Below are 21,466 nucleotides of genomic sequence, written 5' to 3'. Positions count from 1 at the left end.
TCGGTGGAACCTAGTGATGAAACCACAGTGGCAACAATATATAGATATCCTTAATCAAGTTGTACGTCCCGCGCTGGGCTGCACCGAGCCTATCGCGGCGGCTTATGCCGCGGCCGTTGCAGCCGAAACCTTGGGCGCCAAACCTTTGAGCCTGGAAGTTCAGGTTTCGGATAACCTCTACAAAAACTCCATGGGAGTATTTGTTCCCGGCACAGGCAAGATAGGCCTGGCCATTGCCGCAGCTGCAGGAGCCCTTGGGGGCGATGCCAATGCCGGCCTTGAAGTGCTGGCAAATATCAACCCGGCACAAGTGGCCGAGGCCCAGGCACTTATTGACGCCGGTAAGGTCAAGGTATGCCGCATTCAGGCCGACGAGTTTATTTACTGCGCTGTGACAGCTGCCAACGACAAGCACCAGACCAAAATCGTTATCAGTGGCAGCCATACCCGAATTGCCGAGAAATGGCTCGACGGCCAACAATTGTATCGGGCCGAAGCCTCTACCAAGGGCAGTACCGCTTCGGTATGCGACGGGGTCGATATCAGCATCGCCTCAATATATGAGTTTGCCACCGGGATAGATGTTAACCGGATCAGATTTATTCTGGCGGCATCGGATCTGAATTCCCGTTTGTCCGACGAAGGCATGAATTCGGCCTATGGCCTGGAGGTGGGCAGAACGCTGAAGAAAAACATAGATACCGGCTTGCTGAGTGATGACCTACTTAACTCCATAGTCATGTATACGGCCGCGGCTTCTGATGCCCGCATGGGTGGCGCCACCCTGCCGGCCATGAGCAATTTTGGCAGTGGCAACCAGGGGATAGCCGCCACCGTGCCTGTGGTTGTAACGGCCAAGAAGTTCAACTGCAGTGAAGAGCAGCTGGCCCGGGCACTCATCATGAGTCACTTGGGCGCGATTTATATCAAGTCCCACTATCCGCCACTGTCAGCCTTTTGCGGCAATACAGTGACCAGTGCCGCCGCTGCCATGGCCATGGTTTATCTCGCCGGAGGCAGTTTTGAGCAAGGTTGCTACGCCATTCAGAACGTTATCAGTGACAGTGCCGGCATGGTTTGTGACGGCGCCAAAGCCTCCTGCGCCATGAAGGTCAGTACCTCATCAAGCACGGCAGTCAGGGCGTTTTTGATGGCACTCAATCAGCATGCCGTATCGACTCAGGGCATAGTCGCCGCCGATGTCGAACAAACAATCAAGAATCTGGGACAGATGATCTGTGATGGAATGGTGTCGACCGACAGTACCATTATCAGTATTATGTCTGCCTAATCTCCGACGCCCGGCAATTGCCGGGCCATCGCAAGAGGATAGCTGTGAAACTTCATAAGTTGACCCCCAAAGATATGGACATACTCAACGCCATGGGAAATGTGGTCGATGGTATAGCCACCATGTATGGGCAACACACAGAAGTGGTTTTGCACAGTCTGGACCGAGACCACCCTTCTATCATCAAAATAGCCAATGGCCATCTCACCGGCCGCAGTGTCGGCGCTCCCATTACCAATCTGGCATTGGAAAAGCTCAAGAGCGGCCACGATATTTCCGAGGCCTATCTCAGCCAGAGCAGCAACGGCAAGACCTTGAAATCCATCACCACCGTTATTCGCAACGAAAAGCAGATGGCCATAGGCCTTTTGTGTATCAATACGGATATGGATGCGCCCTTGATGTCTGTACTGCGCTCCATGCTGCCGCAACAATGTCCGCTCACAGAGAGCAGTGGCACATCGGAAGTCTTTGCCCGTAATATTGAAGAAGCGCTGCACAGCACCATAGACAAGGTCAACCAGGAAGTACGCCACAGTGAACTGATCCCGCCATCGAAAAAGAGCCGTGAAATAGTGACTCGCCTCTTCGATGCCGGTATTTTTGAGCTCAAGGACAGTGCCCAAGTGGCCGCCAAGCGCCTGGATATTTCTGTGCACACCATTTACCGCTACCTGAGGGAATTAAAAGCCCCACAGGAGTAACATTGACAATGGGCGGGATCATCGGCGTTAGATGACAATGCCATGGAAGAAGTGAGACCAAGGAGCCGGAATGCCAAATCACAGACTCATACCCTTCGGTGATAACATCTGGATAGTTGCAGGCAAGACAGTGCCTTTCTTTGGCCTGCCTTACAGTACCCGGATGACAGTGGTCAGGCTTGATGATGGCACGCTTTGGCTCCACTCCCCCATAGAGCTAAGCCGCGAACTGCTCGAGGAGGTCAAGGCCCTCGGTGAAGTCGGCTATCTGCTGGCGCCCAACTCATTGCACCATCTGTTCGTCAAAGACTGGCAGCAAGCCTTTCCCAACGCCCTAAGCTACGCGACCGAAGAACTGGCAAAAAAACGCAGCGATCTACATTTCGACCAACTGCTGCTCAGCGAATTGGCAGACTCGCAACACAATGCCAAAGCCCCTTGGCTTGACGAGCTGGACTTCTGCCTGTTTCAGGGCAGCCCTGTGATGCAGGAGGCTGTATTCTTTCATCGCCACAGCCGCACACTAATCCTGACCGATTTGATTGAGAACTTTCAGCCCGAGTGCTTCAAAGCCTGGCAAAGACCGCTGGCACGCATCAGCGGCATACTGGCCCCTAACGGCAAGACACCGCTGGATTGGCGCCTGAGCTTCAGCTTTGGCAAGCCTCAGGCCCGAAAGGCCCTGGCGACTCTACTTGGCTGGCAAGCGGAGAAACTCATCATAGCCCACGGCGAATGTCAGTCCCGGGATGCCGACCGCTTTATCCGCCGTTCATTCTCCTGGCTTGGGAATCTTGACCACTGACAGGCACTGCAGCATAAACCAGCAAGACTGCTGACTTCGCTGCTTACCCAAAGACGATAAAAAAGACAGATAAAAAAGACAGGCACAAAAAAGCCCAATCATAAGATTGGGCTTTTTTGTTTTGAATGTGGTCGGTATGAGAGGATTCGAACCTCCGACCCCTGACACCCCATGACAGTGCGCTACCAGGCTGCGCTACATACCGATATTTGTCTTGAGCGGCTGGCGCAGTATGCCGTCTCAACGAGGCAGAACTTTATCAACAGTCGCGAGGCTGTGCAAGCTCCATCTGAGGATTTTTAGTTTAACTGCCTAGTTTGTGGTCTGTTTTTTCTCTATCGTACAGTCTTTAATCCGCAGCGCTTAATGGTTGTACAAACGCCGCCCTTCGCGCATCACTTCGATAAGTTCCGGGGCACTCATCTTCTTGTCCAGGCGGTTCTGATAAGCCTTGTCATAGATACGATATTGACCGTGACGGTCAATCACAGTGATCTCCGACTGCTGATAGATGGCAAAAATTCTGGCATCACCGACATAGACCCAAGTGAGACTGTCCGGTTGCAGCAGATGGCGACCGGCACTGTAATCTGTGGCCGGATTGCTGCACCCCAGCACTTGGCTCATCAAGGTTGGCACCAAACCATAGTGACTGGTGCGGTATTTAGCCTGGGCGTGGCCGCCGACGGGCCAATGGATCACCAGAGGCACATTGACATTGGCCGGTGACAGGTCGCGCCTGGCTTCATCGGCATTACTGGTGAACACCTTGCCATTGACACCTGTGATAATCACCAGAGTATTTTCCGGCATAGCTGACAAGAGTTGCTCCAGCTGTTTGTCGATAAAGTTCAGCGATTGCCGATATTGATTGAACAACACCTTCTGCGCCGGCTTGAGGGCACTGTCGGGTTTTACCGTCTGCACACCGAGGAAACCTACCGGGGTATCATAGTCTTCCGGTGATTTGAGGTTCAGCAGTGCAAACCAAGGAGCTTGTTGCTGGGCCCGCCACTGCTTGAAACTGTCGATATTTTGAATATCGGCCATGGCACTGCCACCTTCATCTTCGGCAATATGAGCGTCGAAGTCGCGGAAAATTGCCTGGGGCCGCGCCTCTGCATAATTGCTTCTGCTGGTAAACAGCCCCAGATTATAACCCTGCTGCTTGAGGCTCTGCCCCAGCAAGGGGCTGGTGTAATTGAGTTCCACCGCGTCCATATAACTGCCCTGCAGCCCATAAAGCAGGGAAAACATGCCGCTGCGGTAGGTATTGCCACCGCTGAGGTGATTCATAAACTCATGGTTTTGTTTGCTGTAGCGGCTGAAAAACGGCATGGTCTGCTCGTCGGCCATATCGGCCCTGAGGCTGTCGATGGCAATAAGCAGCACATTGGGATGTTCTTCGGCGCTGCAGGTCAGCGGCGCTCTTGGGTATTTAAAGCTGGTTTCGGTATCCACCTTCAAGCTGCTGGAGCCATCGATACCGTGATTTTCCATGAAGGTGCGCGCCGTCGCAGGATAGGATAACGGGTAGGCATCATCGAAACGGGTAATTTCGGTGACATCGGCGGCATCGGCCCAGATATGAATAAGATGGCTGCTGACAAAGCAAACCCCGATAAAGGCCACCACCTTGTTGCCATAGTTGCGCTTTTGAATTTTCTCAATCCGCTTCCAGATAAAGTTGGCGGCGGTCAACTCCAGAGCGAGGATCCCGAGGGGGGTGACGATATAGGAAGTGCCATGCAGCAGACTGTTGAGGTCGGCCCAGGCCAAATCGACCGCGAAGGGACTCAAATGCATACCATAGTCGTCATAGACTATGGTGTCATAAAGCATGATACACAGGCCAAGGGTGGCCACCACTGCCGCGTATCCCCGAAGGATACGCGAGTAAGGCAACAGCAGAGTAACGGGAAACAGCAACACCAGATAGACAATAAACGCCAGGAAGCTGAAATGGCCAATGGTACTGACGCCAAGGTAACCCCAACCAATCCAGGTTTCCGGGTAGCCGACACTTTCCAGATATCGACTGCCGACTATCATGGCCAAAAAGCCATTGAAGAAGGCAAACCAGTGCCCCCAATTGATTAGGCGTGAAACCCTATCCTTGCCCAACTGCTTTGTTCGCTCGACCATATGGATCCGCTTTTTGTAAGTTGCCTGTGTATCTTACATTGATTGCTATTATGTGCTTTTTGACTTACAACGCCACTATTTAGCGCATTTCAGTTGTTACAAGTCAACGCAGGGATTGTGTCAATGCCTTGGCAAATTGTTCCGCCACCTGCTGACGGGCTTCCTTGGGCACCTTGGTCGATAACAGATGCGAAGCCGCATTCCCCAGCGCCATCAGGCCAAGATCGGTCGGAGCCTGGTGTTTTTCCAGCACAGCCAGCAATTCGGCGATCAGGGATTCAACTTGAGCATTGGTATATTTTGATTGGATAGCCATAAATAAAAAATGATTCACTCAGATTAGGATTAGCGGCATATAATAGCGGATTTACAACAGAGTATCACTATCGGGGCTTATGAGTATTCACGTCGAACAAGCGATTATTCACGCAATCACCCAAAACGGCGAAGGCCAGCTCAGCTGCCGTCTGCGCCCTCAACCACTGCTGAACAGCCAGGCCGTTGAGACCATGCTTGATGAGCTGCACCAAAGCTATTCCAGCAAAGCGGGAAAAGGCTTTGGTTATTTTGGCGTCCCCGGTGATGATGGCGAAGCCAACCCCGCCTTCAAGGAAGCACTCAAGTCTTATCGCGATGGGCAGCAAGGCTTTGTAGAATTCTCAGCCACTGCCGGCAAACTGCTGCAGGAAGAACTCTCCAAGTATGACTTCAGCCAGGGCGGATTTTTGCTGCTGGCCTGCTATACCTTTATGGCCAGCGACTACCTGTTTGTGGCACTGCTGAATGCCAAGTCGTCAATGACAGTGCTGGATGATATGGAGCTGTCGCAAAACGACCATCTGGATCTGAATAATATCCAGTTGGCGGCCCGAATCGATCTCACCGAGTGGCAAGCCGACAGTGAGTCACGCAAATATATCTCCTTTATCCGCGGCAGAGCCGGTCGCAAGGTGGCCGACTTCTTCCTCGACTTTATGGGCTGCGTCGAAGGGGTTAACCCCAAGCAGCAGAGCAAGACCCTGATGCAGGCGGTGGAAGACTTTGTCGGTGGCGGTGAACTGACCAAAGAAGAGCGTCAAACCTGCCGCGACCGGGTGTTTGAATACTGCACCTCCCAGGTCGACAACGGCAGTGAAGTCATGCTCAAGGATCTGGCCGATGAACTGGCCGAATCCGGCATGGATTCCTTCTATGACTTTGCCGTGGGCGGTGATTACGGTTTGGAAGAGGAGTTTCCGGCCGATAAATCCACCCTGAGGCAGTTGAAGAAATTCTCCGGCACCGGCGGCGGCCTGACCCTGAGCTTTGACAGCTCACATCTGGGCGAACGGGTCATCTACGACCCTATCTCGGATACCATTTTGATAAAAGGCGTGCCCGCCAACTTAAAAGATCAACTGGACCGGCGCCTCAAGGGCGAATGAGGCTGTCAAACACATCAAGGCGCTTTCATTGTTCAAGGGCGCCTTGATGCTTTTTCCGGCTGCTATCTTCAGCTATTCATCTTTATCGGCTTGCCCTGTTTGACCACCCAACCATCCCTTTTTATGCAAAACCGCCACCACAGCTAACCTTGGCGAGTACCGATTCGAAACAGGTACTGGGTAGCGCTCAAGACAAATATTCAAAAATTATTGTTAAATAAACCATTTAGCTCTAGCATTTGTCATTAACTATTCGTTAACTCCAGACGGGAGTTGGAACCGACTTGACCCACTTGCCCTGGTATCGACAACCACTGTTGCTGAGTCTGATGGCCGGCCTGATAGGCTTTGCCTGTAACAGCTTCCCTATCCCCTTGTTTGCCAATGTGCAGTTGGTGTTGGGTAATACCCTCTATGTGATTGTCGCCATCTTACTTGGGCCTTGGTATGCCCTGCTCGCCGCCACCATCAGCGTCACCTCGCTGATGCTGCAATGGGACAGCCCGCACGTTTATCTGCTTTTCTGCCTTGAGGCCATGGCACTGGGGGTTGCCAGGCTCAGGCGCTGGCCGGTATTTTACGCGGGTGTCGGCTTCTGGTTGTTGCTGGGCATGCCACTTATTTATGGTTATCTCCACTTTTTCAGCGACTTACCTTCTGAATACATTCCATTTGTGGTGATCAAGCAATCGGTCAATGCCATGGTCTATATCACCCTGGCCTGCTTGATTGTATTGTTAATCCCTGCATTGACACACATGATTGCTCGTCAGTTACCCGCCAAGCGCAGCGGCTTTGGCGAGCAACTCTTTTACAGCTTTTTACTGCTGCTTAACCTGAGCCTGATGATCTCTACCCTGGTATTCAATTATTACTGGGTCAATAAACAGCAACAGATCCTGGGTAAACACTTACATGAAACCGCCAAAAATATCGGCCTGGCGGTAGAGCATTATCTCGAGCGGCACAAGTCGGTTATAGCCACCGCCGCCGAGCTTATCAAACACAGTTCACCCACTCCCGATGAATTGCAGCGGATGCTGTCGCGGCTGCACAAACTCAATCCGGGATTTTTAACCATGCTGATTGCCGATCCCGAAGGCAGCATAGTGCAGGCAAGCCCTGTCAGCAGGCTTCAGGGCCTTGAAGGAAATCATATTCGTATAGATGACAGGGATTATTTCCAGCAGGCGTTTTTCAACGAGCGCCTCTATGTCTCACCGGTATTTCTCGGCCGGGGCTTCGGCTCAGATGCCATAGTCGCCATCAGCAGCCCGCTGTATCTCGCCACAGGCCCACAAGTTATCGGCATATTGGAAGGCTCACTCAACCTCAATCGTTTCAGCGAACTGGATAATGACTTTCTGGAACAAACCAACCAGTTGATGTTTATTGTCGATGAGAACATGCGCCTTATCTATGCCTCCAGGGAGTTGGCCTTGCCAAAACTCGAGCGGCTCAACTATCGCCAAAGTGGCAAGCACTACAGCTCTTTATTGCCCATGCTCAATCTAAAAGCACTGGATAATGACAGCCCGGAATATGTTTACAGCCACTATCGCCTGCCAAACAACTGGCAAATTTTTGTGCTCGACCCTTACGCCCCATTGCTGCACGAAGTAGAGCGCCAGTTTATGTTCACTTTTGCTCTACTGTTGCTGTTTTTACTCTTGTCGCTGCTGGTCGCCAGGGTGGTGGGGCAGCGCCTGACCATGCCGCTGGAGTTGATTTCAGAGCAGCTCAACAAGGGTAAACGCCTTACCGAGGATAAGTTACTCGATGGCCACAATGTGCCCGTGGAAGTAAGCCATCTCTACAGTGAGCTCAAGGAAAGCCAACGCCAACTGATGGCGCATCAGTTGGATCTGGAGGAAAAAGTCATCATACGAACTCTGGAGCTTGAGCAGGCCAACCGTAAACTCAAACAGTTGGCCCAGACAGATCCACTCACAGGACTTGCCAACAGACGCCATGCCGAAGCGAGTTTCGCCACATTGCAGGGTCTGTGTCAGCGCAATCACGAAGCCATAGCCGTGGTGCTGATGGATCTGGACTTTTTCAAGCGGGTCAATGATGAATATGGTCATCTGGGCGGCGATGAGACCTTGAAACGGGTTGCCGATTTACTTAAGACAAAATTCAAGCGCGACTCGGATCTTATCAGCCGTTATGGCGGTGAAGAGTTATTGTTGCTGCTGCCCATGTGCAACCCACTCAAGATAGAGCAGTTTCTGAATGAAATTCGTCAGGCCATTGCCGAGCTTGAGATCATCAACCCCGAAGATCAACGCCTAATAAGTGTCACTGTCAGTATCGGCGCCCTGATTGCCAACGCCTCCTACAGCTCATCTCTCGAGGTGTGGTTGAAAGAAGCCGATGCCAACCTGTACCAGGCCAAGAGCGAGGGGCGCAACCGGGTCATCTGTACTCTGTCGGCTCAGGATCTTGGCTGAAAAAGGCTTCAATCCGCTGCATCTGATAATCGAAGAAAGGGTTCCAACGTTGGCGCAGCATATCCGCAGCCGGAATGCTGATGACACCGCGCTCCCCTCGGGACGCTGCGGCGCCAATTTGAATGCGCTCCATGCTGTTAGGCATCTGATTGCCATACAGGCTGTCGTTGGCAGAAAACGGCAAGGCCACATGAGACAGGGAATAGACAGACACGGGCCATTTGAAGTCGAGTTTTTCCACTCCGGTATGAGTACCAAACTCTCTGGCCTGCACCAAATGGCTAAAGCCCACCTGGTTCTCAATCAAAGTTCCCCGGAAAGTCAGGTTGGTTCGCGCCAGTATGCCGCTGATTTCCGCCAGTGGATCCACAGGTGTCATGCTGAGGTTCACTTGACTGCGGTTCATATCATAGATCACCAGTTCATTGGCTCCCTTGGGCAGTTGCAGAAACAGGTTCTCCAGCACAGCTTTCGTCGATACCGAATCATCCACCAACGACTGAAACGCCAAAATCGGCGGCAACTGGCGTTTTTTGTTCTCAGGCAAAGCCAACAAACGCTGACTGTTGTGCTGCGCCAGGCGATAAACCACATCACCGGCATTAACGGCAAAAGAGCTGTATTTAAAGGGATCATACTCGGGTGAGATAGTATTCCAGCTGAGTTTCTCCAGCCCCAGAATATAGCCCAGCTGCGACTGCCACTGCGCGCCCACGGCCATGGGGGCCAAACCTATGGCCGGTGACAGCATCACCACCTTTTCATAGTCCGTGGGCCGGCCGCTGTGAAGGTTTTCCAACTCATGGTTGAGTGCCAAACTGGCACCGGTGGAATAACCTATCACGTAGAGAGGTTTGCCGTTTAGCACCTGGCTCATATGGCGACTGGCCAGCCTGACGGCAGCGGCGAGATCCTGCCATTCCAGGCGCACCAGGCCTGATGGCAGAGTGCCATGCCCCGGTAGCCTCAACGCCAACACATGAGCGCGCCCCTTGAACTGCTCGGCAAACTGATGCATGGCGTAGGGTGAATCTGACATGCCATGAAGCAACAAGAGCCCGAACTGCGCGTCCGCATTGGCCCACTCAAAACTTTGATTCCAAGGCAAAGCCCAGCGCTTGGGATCCGCTATGCTGCCAGTGTGATAACGATTGATGGGAGAACTTATGCCACCGGAAAGCTTGCCAAGTTCCTGATCAAGCTCGGTAAACAGCTGCTGCTCCAACTTGAGATAATCACCGAAGTCCTCGACTCCCTTGTGGCGATCAAACTCATGGCTCAGAAAATGGGTATGCCAAGGACTTAAATCGGCGCGGCCATTGAGTAGCCAGATCCCGGTTACAGTCAACGCCAGCCCTATACCGAAGCAAGCATAAAAAAGCGCGATAGAGAGCTGTTTCCCCGAACTGATAAGCAGAGTTTTCATTGACCTTTACCTTGAACTGCCCCAAAGTGGCGACGCTGGAATGGCATTACACTGAGATTCATTGGCATAAAAGTCTAACAGAGAGCAAACGTGCACGCACACTCAACGCCTTCATTTCCTTTGCGTATTGGTAACGACCTGGCCAAAGCGCGGGTTTATCTGCCCAACCCGCCAACACTGCCGCTTGACTGGCATTGGCAGCAGAGCGATGCCGCCGCGGCCTTGATAGCCGCCAACTCCAACCACTGGCGCAAAATCCTGGTGATCTGCGCCAAGATATTTGCCCCGGATGACGACTGGCGTAGTTTTCTGCAACAGGGGCTCTTTTCCCAGGTAGCGCTTGAGATAGGCGCGACCGAGCTAGTAACTGATAGCGGCATAGCTCTTATCGCCGGCAATGAAGCCGCCGACAAACTCAATATCGCCGACGATGCCGGACAGGAGCTCACCGGTGCCTCCGGGGTACAGCGGCTGGATCAGTGGCGCTGGAAAGTCCCCTACCTGGATTACCGCCAGTTTCCCAACGCCAGTATTTTGCTGCTGCGCCAAGCGCTGCACTGCAACCCATAAAGAAAACGCCGCGATTAACGCGGCGTTTTACGATTCAATTTGAGCCGTTAATCGTAAATGGTCGGGATAGGCCTGCGCTTATGCTGCGTGGCTTTGTAGATGGCTATGATCCTGCTTTCCACCTCGGCGGAAACCGGCTTACCTTCAAGGAAGTCGTCTATCTGATCGTAACTCAGCCCAAGGGCGACTTCGTCCTCAAGCCCAGGGTTGTCACACTCAAGATCCGCCGTTGGCGCCTTGCGTACCAAGGTTTCCGAGGCGCCGAGGAAGGCGGCCAACTGCCTGACCTGACGCTTATTCAGGCCAAAAAGCGGCGCCAAGTCGCAAGCACCATCGCCCCACTTGGTATAGAAACCTGTGACATTTTCGGCGCTGTGATCTGTACCGACCACCAGGCCACCGAGTAAGCCCGCCACTTCGTATTGGGCTGCCATCCGCATTCTGGCCTTGACATTACCCTTCACAAAATCAACCTTGTTGGCATCCGGTAGCGCCAGTTCAGCGCGGTCAACGCCACTGAGTACATGCTGATGAATGCCACTAACCCCGTCATGAATATTCACAGTCACCAGTTTGCTGGGGCGGATAAATGCCAGCGCCTGCTGCGCCTCATGTTCATCGCGCTGCTCAAGGTAAGGTAAACGCATGGCCACAAAACGGTACTCAGCCTCGGTTTTGCCTTCATTTAGCGAATCTACCGCCAACTGACATAAGCGCCCGGCCAGGGAAGAATCGACCCCGCCACTGATCCCCAGAACCAGAGTCTTGCAGTGAGCCTCCTGCAGTTTGGCCTTGAGAAATGCTACCCGCCTTTCCACCTCATATTCAGGTTCAATAGCACTCAGTACTTTCATTTCTCTTAAGATCTGTCCTTTCACAGTGGGCTCCAATCTGTTATCGGTGTTTATAGGTCTGACTTTGATACCGGCCGTGCAATAATTTACTAGGCGGCCTGGATCACCGACCGCTAAGATAACATAAATTCTTACCCAGGATAGCAAGATGCACGAGGAGAAAATCCATTACTGGCGCGCCCCATCCCATCCCGAACTGGAGATCAGTCGGGCCAGTTTTCAACATTTTCACTTCGAGCCCCATGTTCATCTGGACTTTCATATCGGTGTGGTCAGTCACGGCGGCCAGGACTTTCATTACCGTGGCCAAACCTGGCACCTGAGACCCCATTGGCTGTCGACCCTGGATCCCGACAGCAGCCATGATGGTCAGAGCAGCGAACAACAGGGCTATTGTGCCCTGGTAATGTCCCTGCCCCATGACTGGCTGCAACAACTGGCGCGGGATCTCGGCCTGGGATATTTCAGTTTTGCCGCGCCTATGTTGCATCATCCGGCGCTGTATCGGGAATTTTGCCAGCTGCACCATTTGCTGACCCAACCCATAGCAGCCAATGACCTCCTGGTTCCCGAAGCCGCGGTTATCGCCTTTTTGGAAAAGCTGATGCGCCTGCATGGCCGCAAGCTCAATACAGAGAGACTGCCCCACGCCTTGAGCCAGAGTCAGCTCGATAGGTTAAGAGAAGCCTTTCATGCCGATCCCGGTGCGCCATTTAGGTTGCCGCAGCTTGCCAAGGAGCTGGATCTCAGCCAATACCAACTGCTTAGGCAGTTTCGCCAGAGAACCGGCATGACGCCACATGCCTATTTAAAGCGGATCCGCCTGGAATATGCCAAGAAAGCCCTGCTCAGGGGAGACAGTGTGATTTCGGTGGCGCAGCAAGTCGGCTTCTTCGATCAGAGCCATCTGAACAAGGCCTTCAAGCGTGCCTTCCTGCTTTCTCCACAGGCGTTTCAGCGGCGCATGCTGTGAATGCCACACGCCCCTCTGGCGGCTGAGCATTTTTACCCCTATACCCAAACACTTTCAGCCTCGGCTGAATGAGGCACTACAGGATAAAGTTGACTATGACAGATCTGCATCTTTTGCTGACCCTGGGCACCATTCACCTGCTGGCATTAGCGAGCCCGGGGCCGGATTTTGCATTGATCCTGAAAATTGCCAGCCGAGAGCAGCGCAGCACCGCAATGGCGGCCGCCGTTGGCATCTCTCTGGCGATATTGGTGCACACTGTCCTGAGCCTCACAGGTGTCAGCCTGGCCATTCAAAGCTCGCATACCCTGTTTGTGCTGGTGCAGCTCTTTGGCGCCCTTTATCTGGGCTGGATGGGACTGGGAGCCTTTGGTGTTCAGGCCTGGCTTAAACGCGCCTTGGCGGCAAGGCCACTCGCTGAAGCTCAAACCAATGAATTGCCAACCAGCCGGGCAGCAATCAATGATACACAAGTCATGCAGTCCGAGGAGTTAAACAACAGGGTAGACAATGAGCCAGGTAAAAGTGCGAGCGATAACACCATGTCTGCCGCCGCCGGGTTGCTGCTTGGGTTATCGACCAACCTGTTCAACCCCAAGGCGTTGGTGTTCTTTTTAACGCTGTTTTCCACCCTTATCACCCCAGAGGTCAACAGCCAGACCAAGCTATTGGCCGCCATATTACTGCCGCTGCTCTCGGTTATCTGGTTTGCCATGCTGGCCATGCTGCTGTCTCACGCCCGGGTGCAGCGACGCCTGCTGCGCTTTGGCCATTACATAGATTACCTTTGCGGCGCTATCTTCCTGGTCGTCTCGGTTGCCATACTGCTGAGGTTGCTGACGGCTTGACGCAGAACAATTGAGCCACAAACTTGGTATAAAGCCTGAAGGACTTAACCCTTGGAGCTCCGGGAGTAAACTGTGAAGCAGTAAATAGAATGCATTTTAAATCCAGACTAGAATAGCCCCAACTCAATCGATTCGAGGTTTCTATGTGGTGGCGTGTTGTTTTACTCTGTCTTGCTTATTGGCTGCTGGGTGCCCATTTTCTCAGATACTCACACACAATCGCCGCCGCTATCTGCCTGTTGGCGCCGGCCGTGCTGTTTGTGAAAAGCGCCGTTGTCGTTCGCATCCTGCAAGTCGGCCTATTGGCCGGCGCCTTGCTGGTATGGGCCAAGAGTGGCTTTGAATATGTTGCCATGCGCCAGGCCATGGATGCCCCCTGGGTCAGGCTGGCATTCATTATGGGCGGGGTCACCCTGTTTACTCTGCTGTGCGCCTGGAGTGGTAATGGGCTGGCGAGAAACCGTAGCCGCCTGCCATAACGGCAACTCACCACAACCTTTCCAATTCTTAGACCAATTACTCAACAATCCGCGTCAGAGGTCAGCACAGGTTAAGTAAAAGGACTATACACTCGAGCCAGTGTATAGCCCTGTTTAAGCCAGCCGGGTCTTTGGCCTAAGCCCTTGATTTAGCCCCTCGGCTTGAGCTGTTCCAGGGAACTGCGTACACTGTTTGGATTTCAGTTAAAGGCGTAAAGAATATGAGAATTTTGGTTGTTGAAGACGATCCCTTACTCTCCCATCACCTCAAGGTACAACTGGGAGAATTGGGAAATCAGGTCCAGGTGGCGGGAACAGCCAAAGAGGGATTTTTTCAGGCGACCAACTACCCCATTGATGTCGCCATTGTGGATTTGGGATTGCCGGATCAGGACGGCATTGCGCTTATCCAACGCCTGCGGGATGAAGATGTCAAAGCCCCTATCCTGATCCTTACTGCCCGGGTCAACTGGCAAGACAAAGTTGAGGGACTCAACGCCGGCGCCGATGACTACCTGGTCAAACCTTTTCAAAAAGAGGAACTGGTGGCCCGTCTCGATGCCTTGGTCCGTCGCAGTGCCGGTTTCGTCAAGCCGGTGATCAACAGCGGCGACCTGTCGTTGGACCTCGCCGCCAAGCAAGTCACCATGAACGGTGAACCAATGGAAATTACCGCCTTCGAATATCAAATTCTTGAGTACCTGATGCGTCACAACCATGAAGTGGTCGCCAAACAGCGCCTGCTGGACGTTATTTACGGCGACAAGGAAGGCGATCCCAACACCATTGAGGTGATGGTGAGCCGACTGCGCAAGAAGTTGACCCGTGACGGTATCGAAAATCCAATAGTGACCATCAGAGGCCAGGGGTACAAATTCAACCTGCCATGCAATTGAGAATAAAACCCAAGAAACGCCTGCTGACGCGGATGTTTCTCACTTCGTTATCGATCATTGCCGTGGTCGGTTTTGGCTTGGCCTGGATGGTCAACATATTGCATGCGCAAAACAGCTACAACGAAGAGACAGCGCAGCTGATAGCCGAAATCCCTCAGGTGGCTGCCGAGCTCAGGGAGCACGACCTGATACCGGACACCAGCTCCTGGCTTGAGGAGAACAACAAACAGGAGCGCTATGTCATCGCCTCCTGTGATGAGAAGTTCAAGCAGGTATGGACCTCGTCGCTGGCGGTGGACAGAGGCCTGTTCGATACCTGTGAACGTTTCAATGAAATCCGCAACGAAGCGCCCCCCTACTACCTCAACATGGCCGATAATCGCGCCTATTTTGCCTATCTGCTGTCGGTCGATATCGCCGGTATTCACTACAACCTGTTGGTGCTCAAGGATGCGGCCAAACTGGAGCAGGAATACAGCCAATTTGCCAAACGCACCTATATTCGCCTGGCGCTGGTGTTGGCACTGGCACTGGTACTGCTTATCAGCGCCGCTTACTGGGGCATGCGACCACTGGTACAAATGCGAAATGAGCTGAGATCCATCATCAACGGCAAGTCCAAGTCACTCTCGGGCGGTTATCCGGTGGAGCTTGAAGGCGTCACCCAAGCGCTCAACCAACTGCTGCAGCAATCCAGCGCCCAGCAACAGCGCTATCAAAATGCCATGAATGATCTGGCCCACAGCCTCAAGACTCGTCTCGCCGCTGTGCATGCCATCACAGATGATGCCAGCCTGGACAAACAGGCCAGCAGCGAAAAAATCATGGAACAGGTGAGCCAGATGGATCAGCTGGTGAGATATCAGCTCAAGCGCGCCATGCTGGGACGCAAAGGCCTCAAGCAGGAACAGACTCCGATTGCCCCTCTGGTGGAGCAACTGGCACAGATGCTGTTTAAGGTATACCGTGACAAACAGGTGAAGTTCAGCGCCGAAATAGAAGAAGAGCTGCAGTTTCCCGGCAATCAGGGCGACTTGATGGAGCTGTTCGGCAACCTGATGGAAAATGCGTTCCGCCTGTGTATCTCAACCGTTCGCGTCAGTGCCGGTTATCAAGGCAACATACTGCAGATACTGGTAGAAGATGACGGCCCAGGTGTTGATGAGAGCCTTAAACAGAAGATCATCCAGCGCGGCGTGCGCGCCGATACCCAATCACCGGGACAGGGAATTGGTCTGGCGGTATGTAATGAAATCGTCAGCAGTTACGGCGGCACCCTCAGCATTGAGGATTCAGCTCTGGAAGGCGCCTGCTTCCGCATTCAAATTCCCATGCAGTGAGCCTCAGCGCCGGGTTGGCCCATAAAGTTGCTCGGCGCGGTTAAACATGATCCAGGAGGTGGCAATATACTTGTCATCACTCTTGGGACGATTCCCCCTATGACTATGGGTAAATCCCGCCGGGGCTATCACCATGGTGCCCTTCTTTGGCGCAATTTTGCGCTGCTGATAAAAGAATTCAGTCTCCCCGCCTTCGGCCACATCATTGAGATAGAACATGTAGAGCACCACTCTGTGAAGGGCGTCGTTGTGACCGGCCTGGGGAAACTGCTCAGAATGCCAATGAGGATAACCACCGACATCGCGCTGATATCTTTGCAGATTGATGGTACCACTACGATAAAGGTATTGTACCAGCGCCTCGGCTCGGGGGGCTCCCAGACGAGCATAGTTATCCGGTGTCAGGGTTACTGCATTGCCGGACTCATCAGCCACCTGCACGGCAACGGCTCCCATCAGCGCCATGGCATACTTATCAAAGTATCGCCCGGCATGCTTTAGTGTGTGGCCCAGCAGCTCATTGCGCAGAGGCTGCAACTCGGGATACTGATCCAATGTCAGATCGCGGCTGATTTTCTTTTCCTTGTCGACACCATGGCCTGTGCGGCCCTCAGTAACACCCGGATGAGCATCAAAGGCGGCAATAAGACGATCGCATAACTCATCAGGAATGGCATTGGGATATACTTCGATAAAGTCCATAAAAATCTCAATTTGATTAATTTTTTATCCAAACATGCTTACATGTGAGCTAACTAATTGTAAAGCGTACTCTTTGCGCTAAAATGATTCGATTGCTTAAAAAAGATGATTTGAATGAACAAGAGCTGTAGAGTCAGTGTCCAACAACTGCAGGTAGGCAACTTCGTCCGCCTTCCACTGGCGTGGAAAGATCACCCTTTTCTTTTCAGTAGCTTCCGTATCAAACAGCAGGCTCAAATCGAGCTTATCCGCAAGCTGGGCATAGACAGTGTATTCGTGGTGCCGGATCGCAGTGATACCCCGCCGCTACCGGCCGATCAGCAGCCTGCCCCGGTGGAAAATCCACAGGAAGTCGACTCTCTGCAACAACAGATGGAAAGCGACAAGCAAAGGCGAATCGAGATCCTCAAGAAAATGCGCCGTGAGCTGCATAAGACAGAGGAACATTTTGACCGTTCACTGGCAAGAATGCGCAATCTGGTCAACAAACTACGCAGCCGGCCTCTGAATGCTGTTACCGAGGCGCAGGACTTGGTGCGTGACATAGCCGAGCAACTGTTATCCTCCGACAACCTTATCCTCCATTTGATGGCCGATTCGGATAAAGACGAAGGCATCTATTTTCACTCTCTCAACGTAGCCATTCTCGCCATGTTGGTAGCCAAAGAGTTGCAATGGCCCAGAGAAGATATCGAGGCCGTGGGCCTGGGTTCACTGTTCCATGACGTAGGCAAGCTCAAACTGCCAAGCCAGATACTGCGTAAGCAGGAGCCACTGAACAAACCCGAACAAAACCTGCTGAATCAGCACCCGTTGATGGGCGCAGAGTTCATCAAGCTGGCAGCCGATTTTCCGGAAAATGCCAGGGACGTTATCACCAATCACCATGAGCTGCTCGATGGCAGCGGTTTCCCAAGAGGCCTGAAAGCCGATGAACTGAGCCAGACCGCCCAGTTGGTGGCTGTGGTAAACCAATATGACTCTCTTTGTCACCCTGGAGTGCAATCCAAGGCCAAAACGCCTTATGCTGCTCTGGGCTATCTGTATAAATACTCCAAGGGGAAGCTGAATCAGGAATATGTCGGCAAGATGATCAAGATGCTCGGGGTCTATCCTCCCGGCAGCGTGGTCGAACTCTCTTCCGGTCAATATGGGCTGGTAATGTCGGTCAACCTAGATAAGCTACTGCTGCCACGAATTCTGGTATATGACGCTCTGGTGCCCAAAGATCAGGCACCGATTATCGACTTGGAAGCAGAAGGCCTTTCTATTGTGCGCTGCCTGCCACCGGCGGCCCTGCCGGAGAAAATCTTCAAGTATCTCAATCCCAGAGAACGGGTCAGCTATTACTTCGGCAGCGAAAGCAAAGGCTGAGCCCTTCGGCCTATATAACCAAAGTCATTATCGCCATCATAGTTAGACTGAACTAATCTTGTTGTTGCAACCTGGATTTGGGTAGCCTGAAACCAGGCTCACCCCTCACAGGCGGAGGCCGGCAATGACAGAACTACCGGATTTTGACACCTTGATGTGGCTGGCTCAAAACCAGCCTGAAGAATTGGACAAGCTACAGGAGCGTTTGAGTGATGAGTTGATCAATGGTTCCGACTCCAACCAGGACCAGCTCAGAACCATTAAACACCACCTGCAGCAGAGTCTGGCACGCTGCAATAACCCCTATCACAGATGCCTGGTCAGCATCCGCATTATGCGCCACAAGTTCGCCGCGTTGGCGAGCGTGTTGGAAGCCCCGGACCAGTACAGAGATCACAAGGCTCAGGTGATACCATTAAGGCGCAAGCCCCTGTAACCAAGGTGCTAAAGCCCTTACAACGTTACAGCCAACCTTTGCGGCGGAAAAACAGGTAAGTGCCTGCCGCACTGGCCAACATCATCACCAGCGCCATAGGGTAACCGAAGTACCACTCAAGCTCAGGCATCTCTCTGAAGTTCATCCCGTAGCTACTGGCAATCAGGGTTGGCGGCAGAAAGACCACGGCCGCAACCGAGAAGATTTTAATGATTTTGTTTTGCTGCAAGCCACTGAAACCCATGGCAGCATCCAATAAGAAGTTGAGTTTGTCGAAGATAAACTGACTGTGAGGCATAAGAGATTCGATGTCCGACAACATCTCGCGGATCTCCTTGAGCTCATCTTCGGCCAATTCTTTACGGTAATACTTCTGTATGTAACGCAGAGACCTTTGGGTATCGAGTAGACTCAAACGTATCTTGCCGTTGGAGTCTTCCTGCAAGGTGATCAGCTTGAACACATCATCGAGTTCATTACTCTCAAACACCTGCTCACCAACGTTTTCCAGCACAGTGTAAACATCTTCAATCAAGTCAGAGAGGTACTCTACCTTAAGATTAAAGAGCTCGATAAACAGCGCTTGAGGCGTGGCCACCATGATGCGTCCGAGGCGCAAATAGTTACGCAGCAAACGAATAAGACCGACATCCTCTTCACGTATGGTGACCAAAAAACGGCTACGCAGGTTGAATGAGACGTTGACACCACGAACATCCTGGCCAACCCGCTGCGGAAACAGAGAGTTGATATGCAAGCCGTCTTTGTTTTGATAGAAACGTGCCGAGGCCTCAATCTCATTGATATCTTCCTCGTCGGGTACCTCTTCCACCGAGTAACGACTCAACCAATCCCGTTCATCGTTATCCGGTTTGTAGAGATCCAACCACAGAGTTTGCTCCGGAAGACCGTCTTCTATTGTCAGCTCAATAATTTTAAGCTGCTGATCCTGATAGGTGTATGCAGTAATCATGGGTCCTCCTGAAGATAGCCGTGCCGTAGAAAGAAATGCCCGGCAAAAAAATGTGCCTAGTTTACCTGATAAGCCATTAATGGAAAGTGCTCAATGGCGTCAGGGAACACTTTTCTCGGCTATCATCAAACGCTCCTCACTGGAAAGGCGGATCCTAAGTCCATCCACGGTAACCAATTCATTAGTTGAGATATCTTTCTTGCGCACCTGATAAACTTCCCGCCGCTCCTCCTTGGGTGAAACCAAGGTCACGGAAACCACCTGATAACCATCAAACCACTGCCAGGCAAAAAAGCCGCAGGCCAGTATCAAGGTCACGCCCACGGCTCCCGGGACCAGAAAGCGTTTGAACAGGGGCAAAGGCTCGGCAATCTCCTTCTGCCTCACTTCAGGGCTTGCCCTTCGCTTGAGCATGGTCCACGCCAGTACCAATACCAAGGCCGTCAGCAGAATTTTGGTCAGCAAGCTCGACTCCTCATTCTTAACCAAGAATATATGAAAGCATCAAATTGTTAATTATAAAGGAAAAGCCTGTCCATGACAGTTAGCTGTATCATAAAGCCACCAGTAACATCTTAAAGCCTTTGGATTGATAGCATATGACAACAGGTTTTGATGAATGCTTGTGACATGAAACTGCACCACGGCGAGCTGAAATATATGACTGCCATGAAAGTCATGCTCGCTGGAAGCGAGATAAACCCTTCTCGACTTAAGCCTCGAGTACCTTTATTGAGGATACCGGTTGGGTGAAATCTTTGTGCTCCAGAGATTGGATAAACCTGACCAGACAAACCAGTCGAGCCATTCTCAATATCTCCACAGCACCATCTCACATGGGGGCGAAAGACATCTGCTCATCAAGCACAGCTTGATGGATGGCTGTAGCGCGAAGCAGCTTGGCTGCGAGCTGAGGGGCACACACTGCGCCAGCAGCTTTGGGCTGCATGTTAAGTCGTGCTCGCTGGAAGCGAGACAAACCAAAAAGCCCTAGCTAAATGCTAGGGCTTTTTTGTTACTGTTTTGTCTCCACTTTTTTAAAAAGTGAAAATAAAATTGGGCGTCTGGCGATGGCCAGCTTCGAGCAAGCTCTCCGCGTTCGTCTGTCGCATCAAACTGAGTTTGATAAACACGACAACCTCACCCTACTCCACATGGGATTGTGCCTCACTGCGTTCGGACTCTGTATCTTCCCCATGTGAGAGTGGACATATCAAAATGCTATTAAAACGAAAAATCCCCAACACAGAGTGCTGGGGATTTATCGTTACTGTTTTGTCTTCACTCATTTCTTTGATAAAGAGTAAAAAGTGAAAACCAAAGGGGCGTCTGGCGATGACCTACTCTCACATGGGGAGACCCCACACTACCATCGGCGCGATTGCGTTTCACTTCTGAGTTCGGGATGGGATCAGGTGGGACCACAATGCTATTGTCACCAGACATATTCTTACTGGTTAATTCTCCGTCTGACGGTATTGTTTCCTCGCTACGCTGCTCATGTACTTCAGTACACTGCGCGGCTCGCTCGTCACGGCTTTGTCAGCCAAACAATTACCTGCGTCATTAACCTTTGTTCTTCAATTCAGAAAGCTGTTGCTTTGAAATATGGTGGTCGCTACTGGGATCGAACCAGTGACCCCCTCCTTGTAAGGGAGGTGCTCTCCCGGCTGAGCTAAGCGACCGGTATTCTTGGCTGTGCTCTTTTCAGAGCCTGAGTTCAAACTTCAATCAAGTATCGACTTCTTCAAGTCCGTAAAACCCATCTGGGTT

The 21,466-nt window shown here is 52.2% G+C and carries 20 protein-coding genes, 2 tRNA genes and 1 rRNA gene; 13 read left to right on the top strand and 10 right to left on the bottom strand.

What is annotated here, in order from left to right; translation table 11 throughout:
• Positions 1 to 16 precede the first annotated feature (16 nt).
• The 3 genes from ACSHSR_RS08785 (at position 17) to ACSHSR_RS08775 (ending at position 2,800) form a co-directional block, all read left to right on the top strand.
• A complete protein-coding gene (locus tag ACSHSR_RS08785; RefSeq protein ID WP_208142849.1) occupies positions 17 to 1,291 on the top strand; it encodes an L-cysteine desulfidase family protein in 1,275 nt (424 codons plus the stop codon).
• Between the two features lie 44 nt (positions 1,292 to 1,335).
• On the top strand, positions 1,336 to 1,995 hold the full coding sequence (locus ACSHSR_RS08780; RefSeq protein ID WP_208129336.1) for a helix-turn-helix transcriptional regulator: 660 nt from the start codon (positions 1,336 to 1,338) through the stop codon (positions 1,993 to 1,995).
• Between the two features lie 70 nt (positions 1,996 to 2,065).
• Positions 2,066 to 2,800, top strand: a complete 735-nt coding sequence (locus tag ACSHSR_RS08775) for a DUF4336 domain-containing protein (protein ID WP_208142850.1) — start codon at positions 2,066 to 2,068, stop codon at positions 2,798 to 2,800.
• A gap of 128 nt (positions 2,801 to 2,928) precedes the next feature.
• Here the strand turns inward: ACSHSR_RS08775 and ACSHSR_RS08770 are convergent.
• From ACSHSR_RS08770 to ACSHSR_RS08760, 3 genes are all read right to left on the bottom strand, one after another.
• Positions 2,929 to 3,005 (bottom strand) — tRNA-Pro (locus tag ACSHSR_RS08770).
• Positions 3,006 to 3,163: 158 nt separating this feature from the next.
• The gene (locus ACSHSR_RS08765; protein ID WP_025889703.1) at positions 3,164 to 4,945 is read right to left on the bottom strand and encodes a DUF3413 domain-containing protein; all 1,782 of its coding nucleotides are present in this window, start codon (positions 4,943 to 4,945) and stop codon (positions 3,164 to 3,166) included.
• Positions 4,946 to 5,048: 103 nt separating this feature from the next.
• Positions 5,049 to 5,261: a YejL family protein gene (locus tag ACSHSR_RS08760; RefSeq protein ID WP_025011457.1), complete on the bottom strand. Its 213-nt coding sequence runs from the start codon at positions 5,259 to 5,261 to the stop codon at positions 5,049 to 5,051.
• 79 nt (positions 5,262 to 5,340) lie between these two features.
• On the opposite strand from ACSHSR_RS08760, the gene yejK reads away from it, so the two are divergent.
• The gene (gene yejK, locus ACSHSR_RS08755) at positions 5,341 to 6,369 is read left to right on the top strand and encodes a nucleoid-associated protein YejK (protein WP_025011458.1); all 1,029 of its coding nucleotides are present in this window, start codon (positions 5,341 to 5,343) and stop codon (positions 6,367 to 6,369) included.
• 284 nt (positions 6,370 to 6,653) lie between these two features.
• Positions 6,654 to 8,822 (top strand): sensor domain-containing diguanylate cyclase, encoded by a 2,169-nt coding sequence (locus ACSHSR_RS08750; protein ID WP_479631422.1) that lies wholly within the window; start codon positions 6,654 to 6,656, stop codon positions 8,820 to 8,822.
• Here the strand turns inward: ACSHSR_RS08750 and ACSHSR_RS08745 are convergent.
• Complete coding sequence (locus tag ACSHSR_RS08745; protein WP_479631421.1) at positions 8,788 to 10,248, bottom strand: alpha/beta hydrolase; 1,461 nt, start codon at positions 10,246 to 10,248, stop codon at positions 8,788 to 8,790. The two genes, ACSHSR_RS08750 and ACSHSR_RS08745, sit on opposite strands and share 35 nt — an antisense overlap.
• Positions 10,249 to 10,338: 90 nt before the next feature.
• Between ACSHSR_RS08745 and ACSHSR_RS08740 the strand changes: the two genes are divergently transcribed.
• Positions 10,339 to 10,818, top strand: a complete 480-nt coding sequence (locus ACSHSR_RS08740) for a DUF6942 family protein (RefSeq protein WP_141250898.1) — start codon at positions 10,339 to 10,341, stop codon at positions 10,816 to 10,818.
• 47 nt (positions 10,819 to 10,865) lie between these two features.
• Here ACSHSR_RS08740 and nadE read toward each other — a convergent pair whose 3' ends face one another.
• A complete protein-coding gene (gene nadE / locus ACSHSR_RS08735; protein WP_479631420.1) occupies positions 10,866 to 11,696 on the bottom strand; it encodes an ammonia-dependent NAD(+) synthetase in 831 nt (276 codons plus the stop codon).
• A gap of 124 nt (positions 11,697 to 11,820) precedes the next feature.
• Between nadE and ACSHSR_RS08730 the strand changes: the two genes are divergently transcribed.
• From ACSHSR_RS08730 to ACSHSR_RS08710, 5 genes are all read left to right on the top strand, one after another.
• The gene (locus ACSHSR_RS08730) at positions 11,821 to 12,645 is read left to right on the top strand and encodes an AraC family transcriptional regulator (RefSeq protein WP_071238813.1); all 825 of its coding nucleotides are present in this window, start codon (positions 11,821 to 11,823) and stop codon (positions 12,643 to 12,645) included.
• Between the two features lie 95 nt (positions 12,646 to 12,740).
• Positions 12,741 to 13,493 carry a LysE family translocator gene (locus ACSHSR_RS08725; protein WP_479631419.1) on the top strand — a complete coding sequence of 251 codons (753 nt, stop codon included), beginning with the start codon at positions 12,741 to 12,743 and terminating at the stop codon, positions 13,491 to 13,493.
• 143 nt (positions 13,494 to 13,636) lie between these two features.
• Complete coding sequence (locus ACSHSR_RS08720) at positions 13,637 to 13,972, top strand: hypothetical protein (protein WP_144377835.1); 336 nt, start codon at positions 13,637 to 13,639, stop codon at positions 13,970 to 13,972.
• Positions 13,973 to 14,193: 221 nt separating this feature from the next.
• On the top strand, positions 14,194 to 14,868 hold the full coding sequence (locus ACSHSR_RS08715; RefSeq protein ID WP_025011466.1) for a response regulator: 675 nt from the start codon (positions 14,194 to 14,196) through the stop codon (positions 14,866 to 14,868).
• Complete coding sequence (locus ACSHSR_RS08710) at positions 14,859 to 16,208, top strand: ATP-binding protein (protein WP_418069384.1); 1,350 nt, start codon at positions 14,859 to 14,861, stop codon at positions 16,206 to 16,208. Before ACSHSR_RS08715 ends, ACSHSR_RS08710 begins: the two co-directional genes overlap by 10 nt.
• 3 nt (positions 16,209 to 16,211) lie before the next feature.
• On the opposite strand, the gene ACSHSR_RS08705 is transcribed toward ACSHSR_RS08710, so the two are convergent.
• Positions 16,212 to 16,910: a 2OG-Fe(II) oxygenase gene (locus ACSHSR_RS08705; protein WP_025011467.1), complete on the bottom strand. Its 699-nt coding sequence runs from the start codon at positions 16,908 to 16,910 to the stop codon at positions 16,212 to 16,214.
• A 114-nt stretch (positions 16,911 to 17,024) separates the two neighbouring features.
• Between ACSHSR_RS08705 and ACSHSR_RS08700 the strand changes: the two genes are divergently transcribed.
• Both ACSHSR_RS08700 and ACSHSR_RS08695 read left to right on the top strand, forming a co-directional pair.
• Positions 17,025 to 18,284 (top strand): cyclic di-GMP phosphodiesterase, encoded by a 1,260-nt coding sequence (locus tag ACSHSR_RS08700; protein ID WP_025011468.1) that lies wholly within the window; start codon positions 17,025 to 17,027, stop codon positions 18,282 to 18,284.
• Between the two features lie 124 nt (positions 18,285 to 18,408).
• Positions 18,409 to 18,720 carry a DUF3135 domain-containing protein gene (locus ACSHSR_RS08695; RefSeq protein ID WP_025011469.1) on the top strand — a complete coding sequence of 104 codons (312 nt, stop codon included), beginning with the start codon at positions 18,409 to 18,411 and terminating at the stop codon, positions 18,718 to 18,720.
• A 25-nt stretch (positions 18,721 to 18,745) separates the two neighbouring features.
• Here the strand turns inward: ACSHSR_RS08695 and corA are convergent, their stop codons facing one another.
• From corA to ACSHSR_RS08675, 4 genes are all read right to left on the bottom strand, one after another.
• Positions 18,746 to 19,693 (bottom strand): magnesium/cobalt transporter CorA, encoded by a 948-nt coding sequence (gene corA, locus ACSHSR_RS08690; RefSeq protein ID WP_479631418.1) that lies wholly within the window; start codon positions 19,691 to 19,693, stop codon positions 18,746 to 18,748.
• 99 nt (positions 19,694 to 19,792) lie between these two features.
• Entirely contained in the window at positions 19,793 to 20,158 is a 366-nt protein-coding gene (locus ACSHSR_RS08685) for a hypothetical protein (RefSeq protein ID WP_025889694.1), read from the bottom strand.
• A gap of 862 nt (positions 20,159 to 21,020) precedes the next feature.
• Positions 21,021 to 21,136, bottom strand: a 5S ribosomal RNA gene (gene rrf / locus ACSHSR_RS08680).
• A gap of 166 nt (positions 21,137 to 21,302) precedes the next feature.
• A tRNA-Val gene (locus ACSHSR_RS08675) sits at positions 21,303 to 21,378 on the bottom strand.
• Between the last annotated feature and the right edge of the window lie 88 nt (positions 21,379 to 21,466).

It is taken from the genome of Shewanella sp. VK101, assembly GCF_056497865.1.
Note: the sequence above shows the minus strand (reverse complement) of the source record. Positions and strands in the feature narration are given on the sequence as shown.